General features: G+C 66.6%; 17 protein-coding genes. 2 read left to right on the top strand and 15 right to left on the bottom strand.

The window, feature by feature from the left end:
* Positions 1-66 precede the first annotated feature (66 nt).
* The 14 genes from BPODLACK_RS00310 to cysD form a co-directional block, all read right to left on the bottom strand.
* A complete protein-coding gene (locus BPODLACK_RS00310) occupies positions 67-708 on the bottom strand; it encodes a TetR/AcrR family transcriptional regulator (RefSeq protein ID WP_024500099.1) in 642 nt (213 codons plus the stop codon).
* Positions 709-810: 102 nt separating this feature from the next.
* A complete protein-coding gene (locus tag BPODLACK_RS00315; protein ID WP_024500100.1) occupies positions 811-1,509 on the bottom strand; it encodes a hypothetical protein in 699 nt (232 codons plus the stop codon).
* A 73-nt stretch (positions 1,510-1,582) separates the two neighbouring features.
* Positions 1,583-2,572, bottom strand: coding sequence for an MlaD family protein (locus tag BPODLACK_RS00320; protein ID WP_024500101.1), 990 nt, complete (start codon positions 2,570-2,572; stop codon positions 1,583-1,585).
* Complete coding sequence (locus tag BPODLACK_RS00325) at positions 2,569-3,621, bottom strand: MlaD family protein (protein WP_081712479.1); 1,053 nt, start codon at positions 3,619-3,621, stop codon at positions 2,569-2,571. The genes BPODLACK_RS00320 and BPODLACK_RS00325 overlap by 4 nt, the downstream gene beginning before the upstream one ends.
* On the bottom strand, positions 3,618-4,712 hold the full coding sequence (locus tag BPODLACK_RS00330; protein WP_024500103.1) for an MlaD family protein: 1,095 nt from the start codon (positions 4,710-4,712) through the stop codon (positions 3,618-3,620). Before BPODLACK_RS00330 ends, BPODLACK_RS00325 begins: the two co-directional genes overlap by 4 nt.
* Positions 4,712-5,719, bottom strand: coding sequence for an MlaD family protein (locus tag BPODLACK_RS00335; RefSeq protein ID WP_024500104.1), 1,008 nt, complete (start codon positions 5,717-5,719; stop codon positions 4,712-4,714). Before BPODLACK_RS00335 ends, BPODLACK_RS00330 begins: the two co-directional genes overlap by 1 nt.
* Positions 5,704-6,702: an MlaD family protein gene (locus tag BPODLACK_RS00340; protein ID WP_024500105.1), complete on the bottom strand. Its 999-nt coding sequence runs from the start codon at positions 6,700-6,702 to the stop codon at positions 5,704-5,706. The genes BPODLACK_RS00335 and BPODLACK_RS00340 overlap by 16 nt, the downstream gene beginning before the upstream one ends.
* Complete coding sequence (locus tag BPODLACK_RS00345) at positions 6,699-7,724, bottom strand: hypothetical protein (RefSeq protein ID WP_024500106.1); 1,026 nt, start codon at positions 7,722-7,724, stop codon at positions 6,699-6,701. The genes BPODLACK_RS00340 and BPODLACK_RS00345 overlap by 4 nt, the downstream gene beginning before the upstream one ends.
* Positions 7,725-7,792: 68 nt before the next feature.
* The gene (locus BPODLACK_RS00350) at positions 7,793-8,665 is read right to left on the bottom strand and encodes an MlaE family ABC transporter permease (protein ID WP_024500107.1); all 873 of its coding nucleotides are present in this window, start codon (positions 8,663-8,665) and stop codon (positions 7,793-7,795) included.
* Positions 8,662-9,582, bottom strand: a complete 921-nt coding sequence (locus BPODLACK_RS00355; protein ID WP_081712484.1) for an MlaE family ABC transporter permease — start codon at positions 9,580-9,582, stop codon at positions 8,662-8,664. Before BPODLACK_RS00355 ends, BPODLACK_RS00350 begins: the two co-directional genes overlap by 4 nt.
* A gap of 155 nt (positions 9,583-9,737) precedes the next feature.
* Entirely contained in the window at positions 9,738-11,366 is a 1,629-nt protein-coding gene (locus tag BPODLACK_RS00360) for a PEP-utilizing enzyme (RefSeq protein ID WP_024500109.1), read from the bottom strand.
* A 253-nt stretch (positions 11,367-11,619) separates the two neighbouring features.
* On the bottom strand, positions 11,620-12,399 hold the full coding sequence (locus BPODLACK_RS00365; protein WP_006435720.1) for a 3'(2'),5'-bisphosphate nucleotidase CysQ: 780 nt from the start codon (positions 12,397-12,399) through the stop codon (positions 11,620-11,622).
* A 91-nt stretch (positions 12,400-12,490) separates the two neighbouring features.
* A complete protein-coding gene (gene cysC / locus BPODLACK_RS00370) occupies positions 12,491-14,371 on the bottom strand; it encodes an adenylyl-sulfate kinase (protein ID WP_024500110.1) in 1,881 nt (626 codons plus the stop codon).
* On the bottom strand, positions 14,371-15,285 hold the full coding sequence (cysD, locus tag BPODLACK_RS00375; protein ID WP_152528563.1) for a sulfate adenylyltransferase subunit CysD: 915 nt from the start codon (positions 15,283-15,285) through the stop codon (positions 14,371-14,373). Before cysD ends, cysC begins: the two co-directional genes overlap by 1 nt.
* Before the next feature lie 81 nt (positions 15,286-15,366).
* On the opposite strand from cysD, the gene BPODLACK_RS00380 reads away from it, so the two are divergent.
* Both BPODLACK_RS00380 and BPODLACK_RS00385 read left to right on the top strand, forming a co-directional pair.
* Positions 15,367-16,296: an IclR family transcriptional regulator gene (locus BPODLACK_RS00380; protein WP_024500112.1), complete on the top strand. Its 930-nt coding sequence runs from the start codon at positions 15,367-15,369 to the stop codon at positions 16,294-16,296.
* A 141-nt stretch (positions 16,297-16,437) separates the two neighbouring features.
* Positions 16,438-16,953, top strand: coding sequence for a MarR family winged helix-turn-helix transcriptional regulator (locus BPODLACK_RS00385; RefSeq protein ID WP_024500113.1), 516 nt, complete (start codon positions 16,438-16,440; stop codon positions 16,951-16,953).
* Between the two features lie 191 nt (positions 16,954-17,144).
* Here the strand turns inward: BPODLACK_RS00385 and BPODLACK_RS00390 are convergent, their stop codons facing one another.
* Positions 17,145-18,257, bottom strand: a complete 1,113-nt coding sequence (locus BPODLACK_RS00390; RefSeq protein WP_024500114.1) for a Gfo/Idh/MocA family protein — start codon at positions 18,255-18,257, stop codon at positions 17,145-17,147.
* Between the last annotated feature and the right edge of the window lie 174 nt (positions 18,258-18,431).

An 18,431-nucleotide genomic window follows, 5' to 3' on the forward strand; every position in this document is an offset into this window, starting at 1 on the left:
TGGGCTACAACGACACACCTAGTGTGGCAACCACCACCTCAACCCGTCAAGGGACAACGTTGTACCTTATTCGCCTGGGCCCCCGTCGGCCTCCGCGCCGAGCGAGATTCCGTGCAGGATCAGCGCAGACATATGTCGCACAACAACTTCGTCGTCATCGTCAACCGATCCCAGCACCGAAGAGTCCATGCTGACGTAGCCCATCACCATGCTGATGAGCGCTCGAACCGTGATGTCGGCATGCTCCGCTGGGTACCCGTGCGCGGCGATGGTGCGCACCGCGATCTCCAGCACCGAGCTCATCCCCTCATCGATGGACTCCCTAACCTGTTGGCGCACTTCGGGTTCGAGCTGTTCTCCGGAGAACATCAGCAGCCGGAGCACGGCGGTGTGGTTGCGGCTGTTCTCGAACAGGTCGGAGATGAACTCGTAGACGAGCTCCAGCTCCGGTGGCTCCTCGGCGAGACGATCGGCCCAGCGGCTGGTCCAACTGTCGGCGAACTGGAGCAGCGGCTTGGTCATCACCTCGGCGAAAAGATCGGCCTTGGTGGCGAAATGCCGAGTGAGGACCGACCTGGTGACGCCGGCACGATTGGCGATGGCCGCCATCGTCGCACCCTTGTAGCCGAGGTGGCTGAACTCCTCCTCGGCCGCGACCACGATCAGGGCCTGCAGGTCCGACGAACGTCGCCGAGTGGTGGGGCTCATGGATTGACGACGTTGGCTACTCATGGATCCGATGATGCACCACGCCGCCGTCCGCTGTCATCGACGCCGATCACACCGGTCCCAGATCATTCCGTCACCGATTCATCGGCCGCCGGTCGGTAGTTCGGCATTGACTCCGGAGATGTCGACGATCTTCCAGTCCTTCGACTTGTCCAGTCGCAGCTTGTATGTCGCAGTCGACTGGATACCGTCGGGGGCCTGGGTGTTCTTCGTGGTGACGCCGACGAAACAGTCCACGGAGTACACGTCGCCGTCGACCGACGTGGTGACCGCGGCTATCGGCTCCGCCGTCGACGTCCACTGCAACGGTGTGACGATCTGCTCCATCGACGTGGCCGCCTGGGTCAATCGGGCGGCCATCTCCTCCGAGGTCCCCTCGGTCAGTCGGGATCGCCAGGCTGGCAGGTCCTTGAAGTCGATCGCGGCGGCACCCTTCGCATAGTCCAGAGCAACCTTCTCGGCCTGCGATTCCGCCGTCGCAGCCGCCTGCGTCGCGGTCAATTCCTCACTGCGCGAGTGCAACTGCCAGCTGACGAGGCCCAGAGCCGCGACCAGGGCGAGGATCACGCCGCCGACGATCACCGACCGCAGGGACACCTGATGCCCACGAGCTCGGTCCCCCGCGGCGTGGCCCGGCACTTCCGTACCGGTGCCGCGCGCACCGCCGGCAGCGGTCGCCGGTTCCGCGCCTTTCTCCAGCACTGCGATACCCGATGTCGTCGCGCTCGCCGTCCCGTCGTCGTCCTTCGTGTCGTCCCTGCGTTCTGGGTCGTTTTCCATGGTCCGCACCGTTTCTCATCCGTTCGTGTGGCTGGCTGCTGTCATCTGCCGCGTTCTTCCGGCAGGTCGTGTATCAGGACCCGGGCACCCCCGCTTCGACGTGGAGCGACCCGTTCCGGACCGCGCCCAGCGCACGGCCGAGCACCGCGCTCGGGTCGACCGTGCGCAACGCGCCGGCGCCGGCGCTGACCGTCGGCAGGAGGTTGTCGCCGATCACCTTGAGATCTGCGGCGGTGTTGTCCAGGAACTTCTGGAGTTCCATCAGGAACGGTCCGGCACCATCCTCGATTCCGGTGGCCAGCGGCCCGCCGCGGAACACCGCGAACTTCAGCGCGTCCTGGAGGACACCGAGATTCCGGCCGAACCCCTCGGCGACCGGGGCAGCCCCGCGGAACGCGGCCGGGATCTCTCCGCTCCTCATGAGCAGCGGCTGCAGGGCGCTGAGCAGCGTGGTGAGATTGTCGGCCTGACCACCGATCGTCGAGGCCAGACGCTCACCGGCGCGGTTGATACTGCCCAGCACGTACTGTTCGTCATCGGTGCACACCCCGCCATCCGTGCACGGGCCGGGCAACGCCACGTCGAGGGTCTCGAAGATCTTTCCCACGCTCTTGGGGTCGACCTGTTCCAGCAGTCGGGTGACGCGCTCGGACAGATCCTTGAACGTGGACGGATCATCGACCTGCGACCGGCCGATCACCGCATCCTCGGCGATGTACGGGCCGGTCGCCACCGCCGGCGTGACCGCCACGTAGGGCTCACCGAGCGCCGACAGGGTCTCGATCCGGAACGTGCTCTCGGTGGGGATCTGATACTCCGGACGGTATTTCATGCCGATCGTGACCCCACGCGCAGACGGACGGACCGATGCCACGGTGCCGATCTCGACGCCGCGCAACAGCACTCGTGCTCCGGGGACGAGACCGTTGCCGTCCGAGACCTCCATGGTGACCCTCCGGTCGTCGCTCTCCCGGCTGACCGGGAGCCCGAGGGTCCCCATGTAGACGAAGGCCAGAACACCGATCACGAGCATCCCGGCAATCGACAGCGTCGACTTCTTCATCGCACCGCTCCCAGCATCCGCAAGAGGTTCTCCACATCGCCGATCAGCTGTTCACCGCCACCTCGTGCCGTCACCGAGGTCACATCGACCGATGGGTTGGATGCGAACGGAAGCAACACATTACGGAGGAAGTCCGAGGTCTTGATCGCCAATCGCGGTCCATCGTCCACGATCCCGCGCACGTCGTCGGACGTGGCCGCGAGAGAATTGAGCATCGGCACCAGCCAGATCCCGCCCTCGAAGATGCTGCCGATCGAGGGCAGCAGATAGGCGATGTGAACCAGGAAGCTGTCGGCATCACGCCGCCAGTAGGTCGCCGCCTCGGCGCCGAAGATCTTGGTCAGCTCGTCATGGCGCTCACCGATCGCCGCGGCCGAATCGTTCATGCCGGTCAGGAAACGATCGATTTCACCGGTGTTGCGTCCCAGGTCTCTCAGATCCACCGACGTGACCGTCGCGAGCCGGCGCAGATCCTGGCGCTTGGGCATCACGTTGTTGATACGCGCCATCGCGTCCTGGATCTGGGCGATGGTGCCGCCGTTGACGAAGTTGGCCAGCACCGCCAGCGTGTCCTCGAGCGGGGGTGGCGACACCGTGCGTTCCACGCCGATGACCGACCCCGGCTCGAGATACCCCCGGGCACCTGTCGAACCGTCTTCTCCGTCGCCCGCAGGCGGGACGAAGGCGATGTAGGTGTCACCGAGAAGGGTGTTCTGCCGGATGACGGCATCGGTGTCGGCGGGAATGCGCGTGCCCTTGCGGATTCGCGCCGCGACCTCCACGTAGTCGTAGGTCAACTCGAGCCCGGTCACCTCGCCGATACGCTGCCCATCGGCGACGACGTCGGCACCGTTCGGCAGCGACAGGACACTGGCGAATCGGACCGACACCTCGTAGCCGTCGCCCGTTCCGGGACGTACCGACGGCAGGTCATCGGGACCGATCGCGCACCCCGCGAGCACGATCGACATGACCATCGCCGGAATCGCCACCGGCACGCCCCGGCGGATCGTCCGCCGACCCAGGCGGGAGAACCATTTCCGTCTCATGACCGACCCCCCAGCAGGACCATCTCCAACAATGCGTCACCCCGGAACTCACTGACCGCACCACGTCTCGTACAGGTGTTGGGTCGCAGCCTGTTGGCCTGAGCGCACAATTGCGGCGAGAGGTCGGACACGCGAACCGTGGGCGGTGTGTACCGGACCGAGAATCCGCGCCCCTCGCCCTGAGTCTGCTGACGCACCGCCTGCGCAACCGCGGGGATGGTCGACACCAGCGACGAGATGTCCGGCGCGCGAGCGGCCGCCAGCGAGATCGCCTGCGTCACCGGACCGTGCACGACCGGCCAGATGTCGCCACCGTAGTTCCGCTCGATGTCGTACAGGGTCGCCACCGTCCAGGCGACCCCCTTGGTCAGTTCCGTCGCACCGGTCCAGAGTTCGGTGCCGACCTCGAGGATGTTCGGCGCCTGGGTGAGGATGGACTCGATCGCACCCCAGTTCTTCAGCGCATCCTCGCTCAGCGGTGCCATGTCGGAGATGACACTGCCGATGTCGGCGATCACCTTGTCCGGGTTCTGCGCCGCATCCGCTGCATTCGTCATGACGTCGCGGGCGTGCGGCCCCACCCCGCGGAGCGCGTCGGCGAGTCCGGTCACGGCTCCCCGGACATTCTGGCCCTCGCCTGCGGGGGCCAGGTCGTCGACGAAATCCGCTGCCGAAGCGGAGATCTCCGAGATCGTCTTGGGCGTGTAACTGTTGGTGAGGGCGATGCATCGGTCGCCGGTGAGCCGAGGACCCGAGGCATAGTTCCCCACGAGCTCCAGACTGCGGTCGGCGAGCAACGACTTGGACCGGATCACCCCCTTCACATCGGCGGGAATCGCACGGGGCGTGTCGATCTCGAAGGTGACCAGGACGCGGTCTCCTCGTGGCTGCACCGCGGCGACCCGGCCGATGCGGTATCCCATCTGTGTGACCGGATTGTCGGCGTACAGACCGGTGGCATCCGGCATCTCGGCGCAGAACTCCCCGGTGGTGGGCGGGAGTTCATCGGCGGCCAGCGCGGTGCCGGCACAGCCGGACAGCGCGAGAACTGCCACGACCCCGATGATTCCCAGGTTCGGACGTCGCATCATCAGCACTTCCTCCCGGCGACCGGGATACAGATATCGGAGGCGAGCACGGTTCCGCCTTTGAGTTCCTTGATCCCCTCGGGACCGAGCCAGCCCGCCAGCTGGTCTCGCAGCGCGGTCAGCTTGTCGATGGCCGGCCCCATCGTGTTCTGCGCGGTCTCGGCGATCTGCCGGAACTGATTGATCGCCGCGACGACCTGATCGCTGTGATCCAGGTAGTAGGCCTCTAGCGGTTGGATCGACATCAGAATCCGTCCGAGCCGCGCATACGCCTCGTTGAACCCCACGTGAGTGTTGTTGTAGGTCGAGAGCACGATGTCGGTCTGTCGCAGCAGATCGAAGATGAATGCCCGGTTGGCCTCGAACGCCTCGAGGTACTCGGTGCTCAGCGCTGCGATCGCGTCGACCTGTGATCGCTGGCGGGCGATGACACCGGTGACGCTCCGCATTCCGTCGACCATGTCCCGCAAGGACGGCGACTGCCCGCCCAGGGCATCGGCGACCTGACCGAGATTGCCGTCGATGTCAGCGGCGTCGACGTTGTCGGTGACCGTCGGCACCTCTTGGATCACGTCCCCGATGCTGTAGGGAACGCTGACCGCACTGGACTGAATCCAGGTGTCCCCCAGTGGAACATCCCCCAGCGGAATGAGCGTCGCGGCGTAGCCGCCGACCGGTGTCAGCATCCGGACCTCGACCCGGGAGCGATCCCCGATGAAGATCTCCTCATCCACCTCGGCGGTGACCCGGACCTCGTTGGCGCCTAGTTCGAGTCCGGTCACCTTGCCGACGTTGAGCCCGGCGACGCGCACGTCCTGCCCGACCGCCACCGACGACACGTCATCGGTGAGGAAGGTGAACTGTTTCTTCCCCGGGGGATTGACGTAGACGACGACGATCACGGCGGCGATGACGATCACCGCGACCAGCAGCGCCGCCCCGATCATGACCTCGCGCCCGACCCTCTTGGTCAAACGTCCCAGCATGGCCGGTGTCATCGTGCCGCGCATACGACGACCTCACTTCCGTCGAGCAGCAGCTCGACATCGGACGGCAGGTCCGCGAGCCCGTTCGCACAACTGCGTCCGGAGTGATCGATGCCGGCCGGGACCTGGAGACCGGCAACCGCCACCGGGATCATCCGGAGCGCCTCGGCGGCTTGCGGAATCGAGCTGAACGCATCGGTGAGCAGCTTGTCGACGTCGAGCCCGGGCCGCAGTCCGATGTTGCCCATCATCCGGTCGATCGGCTCGGTGAAGGCGGGTCCGTAGCGATCCGTCTTGTAGAACTCCTCCAGAACGGTCATTCCCTTGGCGACCGGGATCTTGACCGAGTGAAGGAACTCCATGACCTCCGGGGTCCGGCCTCCCATGGTGTCGGCGATCCGGGCCAGGTTGGCGGTGAGCGTGGAGATCAACCGTTCACGGTCCGTCGCGAACCGGGACAGTTTCGCCACGTTGTCGAGCATCGGCGCCAGTCCGCTGCCGTCTCCCTGCAGGATGGCCAGCGCATTGTCGGTGAACTCGTTGACCTCGTCGGTGCGCATCGTCGCGAGTACCGGCTGCAGGCCGTTGAACAATTCGGTGATGTCGAAGGAGCCCGTCGTGTGGCTGAGCGGGACCGTGTCCACCGGCCGTCCGGCCGGCCCGAAGGCGACGTCGACATATCTTGCGCCCGTGAGATTCTGGTACTTCACGGTCAGACGCGAGTTCTCCGTCAGCCGATACGACTCGTCGAGGGTGAAGTCGACCTCGGCCACGCTGCGCCCGTCGACGCGGACGATGCGCGTGTCGGTGATCTTCCCGATCCGCACCCCCTTGGTGCGCACGTCGCCGTTGATCCGCAGTCCGGAGATGTCGGAGAACTCGGCCCGGTAGGTCCTCGTCGGTTGATCGACCGGTGACTTCATCGCACTGATCACGATCGCGAAGAGCACGGCGCACACCGTGACCGCCACAGCGAGCTTCGCGACGGTGGCAGTCGTCGTGCTCACCGCGCACCTCCCTGCGGCCCGGTCGCGACGTGCGACAGCGGCGCGGCGAGCGCCGGAAACGTGTTGACCACCAGCGCGACATCGAGGGTCGGACGACCGCCCTTCATCGCGAATGCACTGTTGTACTTGTCGATCAACTGCATCAGGCCTTTCGGGGACATACCGCCGCCGACGAAATGCGGGATCAGATCGGATACCTGCGTCACCACCTGGGTCAGGGGTGTCAGTTCTTTCGGATGCGAGGCAAGCAGGGTGCCCGCGAGCCCGAACAGCTGCGAGGACGCCAGTTCGAGGCCGTCACCGAGGCTGTCGAGTACCTCGGTGTCCGCGCGGCGCACGCCGTCGGCACCGACCGGATTGAACGAGTCGTTCTCATAGATCGCGAAGAGCATGTCGATGAGTTCACGGCTGAACTCGGGAGCCTCGGCGAGGATGTCGTCGAATTTCTCCATGAGCTCGTGCGGGAGATGCCGCTGCGTGGCCGCGACCCGATCGGCCACGGTGATGCCGGTGTCGATGAGCGGTGCGAGCCCGTCGGTATAACGGACCGTCTTCTCCAGCGAGCGCACGATGTCGGTCGTCAGGGTCCCGTCGACGACCAGCGAGCCGCGCTCGATCATCGTCGACATGGTGAAGTCGCCCTTCGGTGTCCGTTCGAAGGTCTCACCGCCGGTGAGCGGTTCGCCACCCGGCTGAGCGACGATGTTGATCCCGGTGGTACCGAAGTAGTTCCGCGGCCGGAAGTCGACGTCGAAGGTCGACGTGACGCCCTCGATCAGCTCCGGTCGCAGCCGCATCGCGATGGTGATGTCACCCGGAGCGGCGCTGCTGAGGTCGGTCACCTCACCGACCTCCGAACCGCTCAGGATGACCTTGCTGCCCTCGGTCACCCCTGGGCCCACATAGGAGGTCCGCAGGGTGATGTCGATGCCCGGCGGAGCGTCGTAACGGGGGTAGATCCACGTCGCCGCGACGACGATCAGCACGAGCACCGCTGAGATGATGCCTCCGACGACCACCACCGAGCGATTCTGCCGATCAGATGTTCCGCGAACGAAGTCCTGGCTGTAGGTCCTCGATCCCAACGCACTCACCCCTTGAAGACCAGTTCCGGACTGAGACCCCAGATCACCACGGTCATCAGGAAATTCAGTACGACGATGGCCACCAGACTCGCCCGGATCGCCCGTCCCGACGCCGAGCCGACGCCGGCCGGGCCACCCGCGGCGAAATAGCCGTAGTAGCAGTGGATCACCGTCACCACGGCGCAGAACAGGAGCGCCTTCACCAGTGACGCCGCGAGGTCCGGATAGTCCAGGAACTGCGCGAAGTAGTGGTCATATGTGCCGGGCGGCTGCTTGTAGAAGACCTTCACGATGAGTCCGCCGGTGAAGAAGCTGATCACCAGGGCCATCAGATATCCGGGGATCACGATCAGCATGCTGCCGATCAGTCGCGTGCCGACGACGAACGGAATCGCCCGCAGGCCCATCGATTCGGTGGCGTCGATCTCCTCGGAGATGCGCATCGATCCGATCTCGGCGGTCATCCGGCATCCCGCCTGGGCGGCGAAACCGATGCCGGTGACGATGGGTGCGATCACCCGGACGTTGCCGAACGATCCGATGATCCCGGTGAGGGGCCCGAATCCGAGAAGATCGAGCGCCATGAAGGCCTGGATCGCGACCACCGCGCCGACGGCGATGCCCAGGAAGAACATCAGGCTCAGGACACCACCGTCGACGATGAGCGAACCGTTGCCCCACGCCATGTTGTTCATGGTCTGCAGGGTCTGCTTGCGATAGTGCCGAATGGTGGTGGGCAGCAGAGCGATCGTCTTTCCCCCGAAGATCGCGATCTGTCCGACCTCGGCGAAGACGGAGGTCACTGTGCGGGAAACGGCGTCGACCGGTCGGTTGATGACCGCGGGAATCGCCCGGTACCGGGCCGGTGTGTTCGTCATGCCAGCGCCGCCGGGAAGAACATCGTCTGCAGCTGACTGATCAGCAGATTCGACACGAAGATGCAGAACACGCTCAGGACCACCGAGGCGTTGACCGCGTTGGCGACGCCTCGGGGCCCGCCTTTGGCCTCGAGTCCACGGAGGCTGGCGATGAGCACCACGATGGCCGCGAAGGTCAGCGCCTTGAAGACCGAGAACATCAGGTCCGTCGGAGTTGCGAAGGCGCCGAAGGACATCCAGAAGCTACCCGGGACGACGTCGTTGATGTTGGCCGAGATCGCCAGGCCCGCACCGACACCCGCCGCGATGATCACGATGCAGAGCAGCGGCGCGATGAAGATCATCGCGAGGAAACGCGGGACGATCAGGCGCTCGACCGGGTCGACGCCCATGACACGCATGGCTTCGATCTCCTCGCGGATCGATCGCGCGCCGAGGTCGGACGCGATGGCCGACGCGGCCGCACCGGCCATCAGCAGTCCGGTTGCCATCGGCGCACCCTGGCCGACCACGCCGAGCCCGGATGCGGCGCCGGCCAGCGAATTCGCCCCGACCTGGTTCATGATGCCGCCGACCTGAACCGAGATCTCCGCGCCGATGGGAACCGCCATCAGCAGTGCGGGGAGGGCGGTGACCTTCAGCAGCCGCCACATCTGGTCGACGAGTTCGGGCCACTGCAGATCGAGCCGGAGCAGCCCGGAGACGATGCATTTTCCGATGGCGGCGGCGAGCAGTGCGGTCCGCCCCAGCGTCGCGAGGCTTTCACGTGGTGCCCGCCGTAGGTATTTCACGATGGGCGTCAACGGGTTTCGCACGCGACGCCGCCGTCCGGCGCGCTTGTTCTCGTACGTCGGCGAGTCGACCGGCAGCGCCGGGCTCACCGGGTCAACCGACCTCAGGGCGGTCGTGGCTGTCATGGTCACCTTTCCGGAAATGGGCATCGACAACTGGCCGTGCGCTGGGACTGTTCGAGCACGGCTGGATGAGAATCGTGATGTATGACGAGCGGCTTCGGCGTGTGCGTCTGCCTCGCGGACGGGCGTGATGCCCCGGCGTGGGGCGGGTTCTCCGGTCAGCCGGCGGCGACCGCCTTGCCATCGCGAGCACGCTCGGTGACCTTGACCAGATTGCGTTCACCATCGACCAGGATCCGGTCGCCCTCGCCGATTCTCCGGGTTCCGCTCTCGGTTCCGATCACGTAGGGAACCCCGAGCTCGCGGGCGACGACCGCGCCGTGACTGGCCGATCCCCCGATGTCGATGACCAGGGCCTCGGCCATCGCCATCAGTGGCGCCCAGCTCGGATCGGTGAAGCGGCACACGAGGATGTCGCCGTCGTCGAGCTCGATGTCCTCGGACGGGTCCGACAGGACCCGAGCGCGGCCCTCGACGACCCCACCGCCACTGGCAGCACCCGAGAGCTCTACCGCGCCACCGTCATCGGCGTTGTCGTCGATCCGCTCCGGCTCGGGCATGCCGTAGAACGCGACCGGAAGGACCATCGCCTTGTAGTCCTCACGCGTGGCTCGACGGGTGTCGACGATCCGCTGGGCGTCGGCCAGGCGGCCCGCGGCGAGATCCTCACATTCCTCGACCGTGAGGAAGAAGACGTCGTCGACCTCCCGGAGCGCGCCGAGGTCGACCTGCTGGCGGCCGAAGGTCCGGGCGGCGGCGCGGGCGCGGTCGATCGCGATGAGGTAGGCGGCCTTTCCGACCTGCAGTGATCGGATGACGTCACGCATCTTGCGGACGAGCCACCGCGTGACGGGTCGCTGCAGAGCCGGGGTCGCCGCGAGCAGCCGCGCCTCGGCCGCGGACCCGACCTGCTGCGTGGCCGACGCTCGCGCGGCCGGCCGTTCGGCGCGCTGAGCGAGTGACGCGGCGAGTGATCGCACCGCTCGAGGGTCCTCACGCCACACCGTGGCGAACAGATTGCCCTCGTTGGGGCCGTGGTATCCCCATGAGGACAAGAACTCCGCCTCGCCGATCTCGCCGCGCCCGAGCCGCCACAGGTCATCGGCCATTTTGGCTTCGTTGAGATCGCCTACGCCGGAGAGCAACTGGTCGACGAGCCCCGGTTCGCCGAGCTTCTCGGCCGCCCCGGTCACCGCACTCTGGGCTCCCTGGAAGATGAAGCGCCACACGCAATGCACGCTGAAGACCCGTTCGAAGTCGGTACGGGTCTGCACCAGACGCTCGATCGGGGTCTGGCTGGGCTCGCCGTCGACGACCGTCGCCAGCCAGTCGGCGTACATCTCCTCGTAGAGACGTTCCAGACGCTTCCGCGTCCGCATGAGCGCGACCGGCGCCTTCGCGGCGATCACCGGGACCCGGCCCGGACTGCCGGAGAACTTCGGCGCGTCGGGTCGCACCGAACCCATGAGATCTCGCTCGAAGTCGTCGGCACTGAGTCCCGGCACCGCCGCCATCGTCTTCTTGATGACGTCCACGTTCAACGCCTGACGCCCGTAGAAGCAACTGACGCCCAGCTCATTCGGATCGTCGGACACCACGAGCTTGCTCCGTGGGATCACTCCGAACGAGTACATCGGATACAACAGCCCCTGCTCGGTCGCCGGGCCCCACAGGCTCCAGCACATCGGTGACATGACCTCTGGGCAGGCCTCGCCGAGATTGGTACTCGTCCAGTAACGACCGGGCTCCGAGGAGCCCTTGATGGGATCGGTGACGGGTGTGGGCACGACTGCTCCTTCACGGCTTCGCACAGTGTGACGCCTGTGATCGGCTTCCCCCGGGGAAGGCAGCTCCCTCGCTGAGATGTGACACTCTCGGGAAGGTGACTGTGATCGCTGACACAACAGTTTTACTCTCGCAATGGACTGTTTGTCTATAGATAAACGGAATTTTAGGGGCGATTGTGTCCCTTAGCCGTTGCCGATGTCACTCCACGAACCCGGGGGGACTCGTGATCACTTCCCGATCACACGCCGGCGATCAGCCGCCCGCCCCCTCGGTCGTGACGGTGAGGATCGCCTCGGTGAACTCGGGACGGCAGATCACCAGGTCGGGCAGATACGTGTCGTCGTTGTTGTAGACGAGCGCCGAACCGTCGATGCGTCCGCACCACAGCCCCTTCGCCCGGGCGACGGCTACCGGCGCCGCGGAATCCCACTCGTACTGGCCGCCCGCGTGCACGTAGGCGTCGGCCTCACCGCGGACCACCGCCATCGCCTTCGCTCCCGCCGATCCCATCGGCAGCACCTCCCCCGCGACCGCCGCCGCGACCTCGTCGGCGAAAGCCGGCGGCCGTGAACTGCTCACCACGACGCGGGGCACGTCGCTGCGTGGTCGCGACGCCAGTCCCGACGTCGGTTCGACCTCGGTCTCGTCGTCGAGGTAGGTGACCCCGAGAGCCGGGAGCGCCACGGCCCCGGCGATCAATCCGCCGGTGGCCGACCACAGCGCCACGTGCACGGCCCAGTCCGCGCGACCGGCGCCCGGCTCGTACGTCCCGTACTCACGCGTGCCGTCGACCGGATCGACTATCCAGACCCGGTCGGCGTGCAACCGGGACTTGTCGTCGGCCGATTCCTCCGACAGCACCGCGTCGTCCGGCCGGGCCTCCGCGAGGCGTCGCAGGAGGAACTCGTTGGACCGCGCATCTCCGGCCCGGCCCAGTTCCTTGCCGGTCAGCCCACTGGTCCGGCGGATGTCCAACAGGAGTTCACCTGCCGCGGTGGCCAGTTCGCCTGCGAGTGCTCGATCGTCGGTCACGCTGTGTCCCTCTCTGGCGGTTGGGCTGGTACACCGGCGCCCCGGTGTCCGGTCATGACATACCCACCGGCATCGCGGGCGAACCGGGGCGTCACAGTCCCAGGTTACGGAGGACCATCTCGGCGACGTCGGTAGGCGCGCCGTCCTCGGGAGTGATGACGAGTTCGGCGTGCGTCGGCCGTTCGTAGGGCGAGTCGATGCCGGTGAACTGACTGATCTCACCCCTACGGGCCTTGCCGTACAGCCCCTTCGGGTCCCGACGCTCACATTCCTCGAGCGGGGTGTCGACGAAGATCTCGTAGAACGGCAGGCGTCGCTGTGCGTGGATCTCCCGTGCGCGCTGCCGTTCCTCGGCGAAGGGGCTGATCAGCGAGACGATCGCAACCGCACCCGAATCGGCGAACAGGGCCGCCACCTCACTCGTCCGGCGGATGTTCTCGCGCCGGTCGTCATCGGAGAAACCCAGATCGGAGTTGAGTCCGTGGCGCAGGTTGTCCCCGTCCATCAGGTAGGCGGGTCGGCCCTCGGCGACGAATCGTCGCTCGAGTTCGACGGCGAGGGACGACTTCCCCGACCCCGACAGCCCGGTCAGCCAGATGGTGGCGCCGCGATGCGCCCGGTGCTCGCGGGCGACCTTGCCGGCCTGCCACACGACGTGGCTGTCGTGGCTCACCGGCGCGGTGATCATGCCCGCGCCGACGGTTCGGTTGGTGACCTCGTCGATGAGGATGAAACTCCCGGTGTCACGGTTGCGGCGATAGGAGTCGAACATGACCGGCTCCTGGGTGTGCAGGGTCACCCGCCCGATCTCGTTGAGCGACAGGACCTCGGCGTCCTCGTCGCGATGCAGCGAGTTGACGTCCAGCCGGTAGTTGAGCCCGGTGATCTGCGCGCGGGTCAGCCGCGTTCCACACAGGAGCTGATAACGGCTGTGTCCGCGGAGCTCGGTGTCGTCGTCGAACCAGCAGACCATCGCATCGATCTCGCGCCCGACGTACGGCCGGTTGTTGGGCCGGGCCAGCATGTCGCCACGCACGATGTCGATCTCGTCGGCAAGTTCCACCGACACCGCCATCGACGAGAACGCCTCGTCGACGGCGGCTCCGCCGGGACCCCAGATCTCGGTGATCGTCGTGCTGAAACCGCTCGGCAGGACCACGACCTCGTCGCCCTTGGCGAAGACGCCGCCCGCCACCGTGCCCGCATAGGCACGATGGTCGGCACCGTCGCTCCGTTGCGGACGGATCACGTACTGCACCGGCAGTCGCGCGTCGATGAGATTGCGGTCCGACGCGATGTAGACGTGTTCGAGATGGTCGAGCAACGGCCTACCCCCGTACCACGGCATCGCCGCCGACTGCTCGACGACGTTGTCGCCGCGCAACGCCGACATCGGGATGAAGGTCAGGTCCACGACGTTGAGCTTGGTCGCGAAATCCGCGAAATCCGCACAGATCTCGTCGAACCGTTCCTGAGACCAGTCCACGAGGTCCATCTTGTTGACGCAGACCGTCAGGTGCGGGATCCCGAGCAACGAGGAGAGAAACGCATGCCGCCGAGTCTGTTCCAGCACTCCCTTACGCGCATCGACGAGGATCAGCGCGAGGTCGGCCGTCGACGCGCCGGTCACCATGTTCCGCGTGTACTGAACGTGACCCGGGGTGTCGGCGATGATGAATTTCCGCTTGGGCGTGGCGAAATACCGGTATGCGACATCGATCGTGATGCCCTGTTCCCGTTCGGCGCGCAGTCCGTCGGTCAAGAGGGCGAGATCGGCGTATTCGTCACCCCGTTCCGCACTGGTCCGCTCGATCGATTCGAGCTGATCGGTGAAGATCGCCTTCGAGTCGTAGAGCAGCCGGCCGATCAGCGTCGACTTCCCGTCGTCGACCGATCCCGCGGTGGCGAGCCGCAACATCTCGGTGGCGCCCCGGACGTCCGGAACACCCCTGCCGGCATCGACCCCGTGCATCAGAAGTAGCCCTCCTTCTTGCGATCCTCCATGCCCGACTCGGAGATCCGGTCGTCGGCGCGCGTGGCCCCGCGCTCGGTCAGCCGGGTCACCTCGATCTCCTCGATCACCTTGCCGACGTCGTCGGCCGTCGACAGGACGCAACCGGTGCAGGTGGCGTCGCCGACGGTGCGGAACCGCACGGTCTCGGTCCGCACCTCCTCCCCCGGAAGTTCTTGCAGGAAGCGTGTTCTCGCCAGCAGCATGCCGTCCCGGGGGATCACCTCCCGTCGGTGGGCGTAGTAGATCGACGGCAGGTCGATGTTCTCCTCGGCGATGTACTGCCAGATGTCCAGCTCGGTCCAGTTCGACAGCGGGAACACCCGGATGTGTTCGCCTTTCGAATGACGACCGTTGTACAGGCGCCATAGTTCGGGGCGTTGATCGCGCGGGTTCCACGCGCCGAACTCGTCTCGGAAGCTGAAGACCCGTTCCTTCGCGCGGGCCTTCTCCTCGTCGCGCCGGGCTCCGCCGAACACGGCGTCGAAGCGGTTCTCGGTGATCCCGCGCAGCAGCGCCGTGGTCTGCAGGCGGTTCCGGCTCGCACCCGGCCCGGTCTGCTCGACGACACGTCCGGCGTCGATATCGTCCTGCACGGAGCTGACGATCAGCCGGACGCCGGTCTCGGCGACCACGCGATCACGGAACCGGATCACCTCGTCGAAGTTGTGTCCGGTGTCGACATGCATGAGCGGGAACGGGACCGGCGCCGGCCAGAACGCCTTGCGTGCGAGGTGGAACATCACCACCGAGTCCTTGCCGCCCGAGAACAGCAGGACCGGGCGCTCGAAGGTGGCCGCAACCTCCCGGATGATGTGGACCGCCTCGGCCTCCAACGCGGCCAGGTGGGACAACTCGTACCCGTGACGTTCCATCCGGTCGGGCGTGTCGGTCGTGCTCGCCACAGTGCGCAACCCCCTTGACATGTCGAATATTCGACACTAAGTGTTGATAATGTGACATCGACGGTAGGCGACTTCTCCGAGGCGCGTCAACCGGCACGCGCCGGGTCGCCACCGACCGCACGCGTGGTTGCGATCGTCGAACTGCTCGCGGAGGCGAACCAGCCCGCCCTCACCCTCGCCGAGATCGTGCGCCGCACCTCATTGTCGCGCGCGACCGCCCACGCCATCGTCTCCGAACTCGTCGAACACGGCTGGCTTATCCGGGATCAAGCGGCCGGCACCTTCGCCATCGGCCCGGCCTTCGCCATGCTCGCCCGCAACCTGGGCGGCGCCGACCATCTCTTGCGGTGGGCCACGCTCACGGTGCGGGAGCTGTGCGCACGGTTCGATGTCCCGTGCTTCGTCGCGCGCCGCACCGCACCCGACGTCGTGACCCTCGCCGCGCACGCCTTTCCGCCGCATCTCACGCCCGACGCCGGACTGCATCCGTGGTTGCGCGACGGCGCCCGCATCCGCCTGCGCCCACCCATCAGCCGGGAGTTCATCGCCTGGGATTCCGCGCAGGCGCAGGCGGCCTGGATCGCGCGCGCGCCCGAGTCGAGCCGCACCCGCCTCCGGCTTGCCCTCGACGCCGTGGCCGAACGCGGATACTCGATCGAACGGATGACCGCCGACCACGGGGCGATCATCGATGCGCTCGGCTCGCTGGACACCGTCTCCGACAGCCTGCGGGCCCGGGTCGACGACCTGCTGACCGAACTGTCGGTCATCGATTATCTCCCCGACGAACTGGACGCGTTCGCTGCCGCCGGCGCCGAGGTGCCCGTGGTCACCGTCGGCGCACCCGTCTTCGACGCCGCCGATCACGTCACCGCGGCGATCGTGACCTGCCCCAACACCGCGCTTCGCGCCGACGAACTACGCGAACTGGCCGAGGCCACCCGTGACGCGGCACGTGGGATTTCGGCGCATCTCCACTGAGTCTCACGACCCGATTCGGCCCGATCGTGATGTACACTACGTCTCTATTATTTATAACTAGAGAAGTTCCGTGGTCCATCCCCGCGCTCCTCCTGCCTCACGGCAGGTCCCGCGCGTCACCCCGATCGCCGAGGAGGCTCCATGTCGATCGACGACAGAACCCCCGACGTCATCTCCGACCCGGTCGATTGGGCTGCCCATTTCTGGGATCAGCAGGCCCTCGACGGCGATGAGAGGCGTTTCCTGACCCTGACGTCGCTGTTGCGTTACCAACGGATCGTCGCCGATGCGGTGGACGTGAAGCTGAAGGCACATGGCCTCAACATGACGGACTACCTCCTGCTCATGACACTTCTCCTGTCCGAGACCGGCACCCGCCTGATCTCCGCGCTCGCACGCAACCTCCTGGTCCACGCGACCACCGCGACCCTCGCCACCGACCGCCTCGAGTCCAGGGACCTGCTGGAGCGGAGCCCCCACCCGACCGACCGCCGCGCCACCTGCGTGACCATCACCGACAAGGGACGCGACGCCGCGCGCGCGGTCACCAGCGCTCTCACCGCCGACGAGTTCGGCATGCACGGCGGCACCGATCAAGACGTCGAACAGCTCCGCGCCGCTCTGACCGCGATGCGACAGTCCGTCGGCGACGCCTAGAACGAGCCTTCAGATGCCCCACCTGATCACCAGACCCTGCTGCAACGACGCATCGTGCGTGAGCGTGTGCCCGGTCAATTGCATCCACCCGAAGGATCTCCCCGGATCATCGTCGGCGACCGACTTCGTCGGCTGGTACAACGGACATCTCACGGCCTGACGACCGGCCGGCGGTGCCGGCCGGTCGAGGATCAGACCGGCTCGATGCGTTCGGTCCCACCGGAGCGCATCGAACGGAGCATCGCCATGTGCACCGCCGTGTTGGCGACCCCGTCGTCGAACGTCGCCGGCCCGGCCGCGGCAGGGTCGTCGCCACCGGACAGAATCCGCTGCCGCACAGCCTCGTACATCACGCGCGTCGGTTCGCGGAGCATCCCCGAGGCGCCGGAGAGGGCACGGGACAGCGTGTTGGTCGACACCAGATCGGTGATCGTGGGATCGGTGGTCGCAGCGGCGCGGGGTGCCGCAGCGGCCAGGACCCGCCGGCCCGAACCGTCATCGACGACGATCGACCCGTCCGGGTCGGTCCATACGCAGCCCTTTGTTCCGCTGATCCGCTGAACGCTCAGGCCGGAACCCGCGGTCCCCACGGAGCTGAGGATTGTCCCGACGGCCCCGGCACAGGTCACGAACTGCGCCGCGAACGTGTCCCCGACATCCCAGTTCCGTTCGGTCACCTGCTGCTCGAGAACCGTCACAGAGGCCAACTCCCCGAGCAGCCCGCGGATCTCGTCGATGAGGTGTTGCACCTCTGCGTTGAGCCAACCACCGAACGCGGCCCGCTCACCGAACCACCCCGGGACGGTGGCGCCGACCCCGGCGAGAGTGCTGCTCAACCGGGTGTGGGTGAACAGCTTCGGTGCACCGATCAGCCCCGATCCGACCGCCTCGCGCGTCGCGATCCGGTCGCCGAGGAAACGGAACTCATGGCCGACCACGCCGAGCACCCCGGCCGCACGCACGGCGTCACGCATCCGCTTCGCATCGTCGAGCGAGTGCGCAAAAGGCTTCTCGCACATCACGTGCCGTCCGGCTTCGGCCGCCCGGACCACGAGCGGGGCGTGAGTGTCCGGAGGGGTTGCCACCACGACCAGGTCCACAGCGGGGTCGTCGAGCACTTCGTCGAGGTCGACGGTGGCGCGGTGCACCCCGGCCGCTGCCGCCCGCTCGTCCGTACGTTCCCGATCACGGCCGACCAGCCAGCGGACGTCGATCCCGACGTCCCGCATCGCCGGCGCGTGAGTGAGAAGGCCCCAACCGGTGCCGACTATCGCCGCACCCACAGGTCTGTCATCGGATACCACTCGACCTCCGTCCACCACTCCGGGGCCTGACGCTCCGGATGTCCCGCACTGCCGCACTTAGTCTACGTGTGGATAGTCGCCCACTCGACCACATTCGGAGGTCGCCCCATCGACCGACTCCGATTCGGGCAGAACGGAACGAGAATCCGGTCGTTTCGCGACAATCGGCGGGAG

The organism is Gordonia sp. YY1 (assembly GCF_009872315.1).
Lineage (GTDB): Bacteria > Actinomycetota > Actinomycetes > Mycobacteriales > Mycobacteriaceae > Gordonia > Gordonia amicalis.

Excerpts from the sequence above, each read along its gene's own strand:
- BPODLACK_RS00385 (WP_024500113.1), top strand. The coding sequence starts at position 16,438 with ATGTCGATCGACGACAGAACCCCCGACGTCATCTCCGACCCGGTCGAT.
- cysC (WP_024500110.1), bottom strand. The coding sequence starts at position 14,371 with ATGCACGGGGTCGATGCCGGCAGGGGTGTTCCGGACGTCCGGGGCGCC.
- BPODLACK_RS00350 (WP_024500107.1), bottom strand. The coding sequence starts at position 8,665 with ATGACGAACACACCGGCCCGGTACCGGGCGATTCCCGCGGTCATCAAC.
- BPODLACK_RS00330 (WP_024500103.1), bottom strand. The coding sequence starts at position 4,712 with ATGATGCGACGTCCGAACCTGGGAATCATCGGGGTCGTGGCAGTTCTC.
- BPODLACK_RS00315 (WP_024500100.1), bottom strand. The coding sequence starts at position 1,509 with ATGGAAAACGACCCAGAACGCAGGGACGACACGAAGGACGACGACGGG.
- BPODLACK_RS00355 (WP_081712484.1), bottom strand. The coding sequence starts at position 9,582 with ATGACAGCCACGACCGCCCTGAGGTCGGTTGACCCGGTGAGCCCGGCG.
- cysD (WP_152528563.1), bottom strand. The coding sequence starts at position 15,285 with ATGGAACGTCACGGGTACGAGTTGTCCCACCTGGCCGCGTTGGAGGCC.
- BPODLACK_RS00320 (WP_024500101.1), bottom strand. The coding sequence starts at position 2,572 with ATGAAGAAGTCGACGCTGTCGATTGCCGGGATGCTCGTGATCGGTGTT.
- BPODLACK_RS00325 (WP_081712479.1), bottom strand. The coding sequence starts at position 3,621 with ATGAGACGGAAATGGTTCTCCCGCCTGGGTCGGCGGACGATCCGCCGG.
- BPODLACK_RS00335 (WP_024500104.1), bottom strand. The coding sequence starts at position 5,719 with ATGCGCGGCACGATGACACCGGCCATGCTGGGACGTTTGACCAAGAGG.
- BPODLACK_RS00310 (WP_024500099.1), bottom strand. The coding sequence starts at position 708 with ATGAGCCCCACCACTCGGCGACGTTCGTCGGACCTGCAGGCCCTGATC.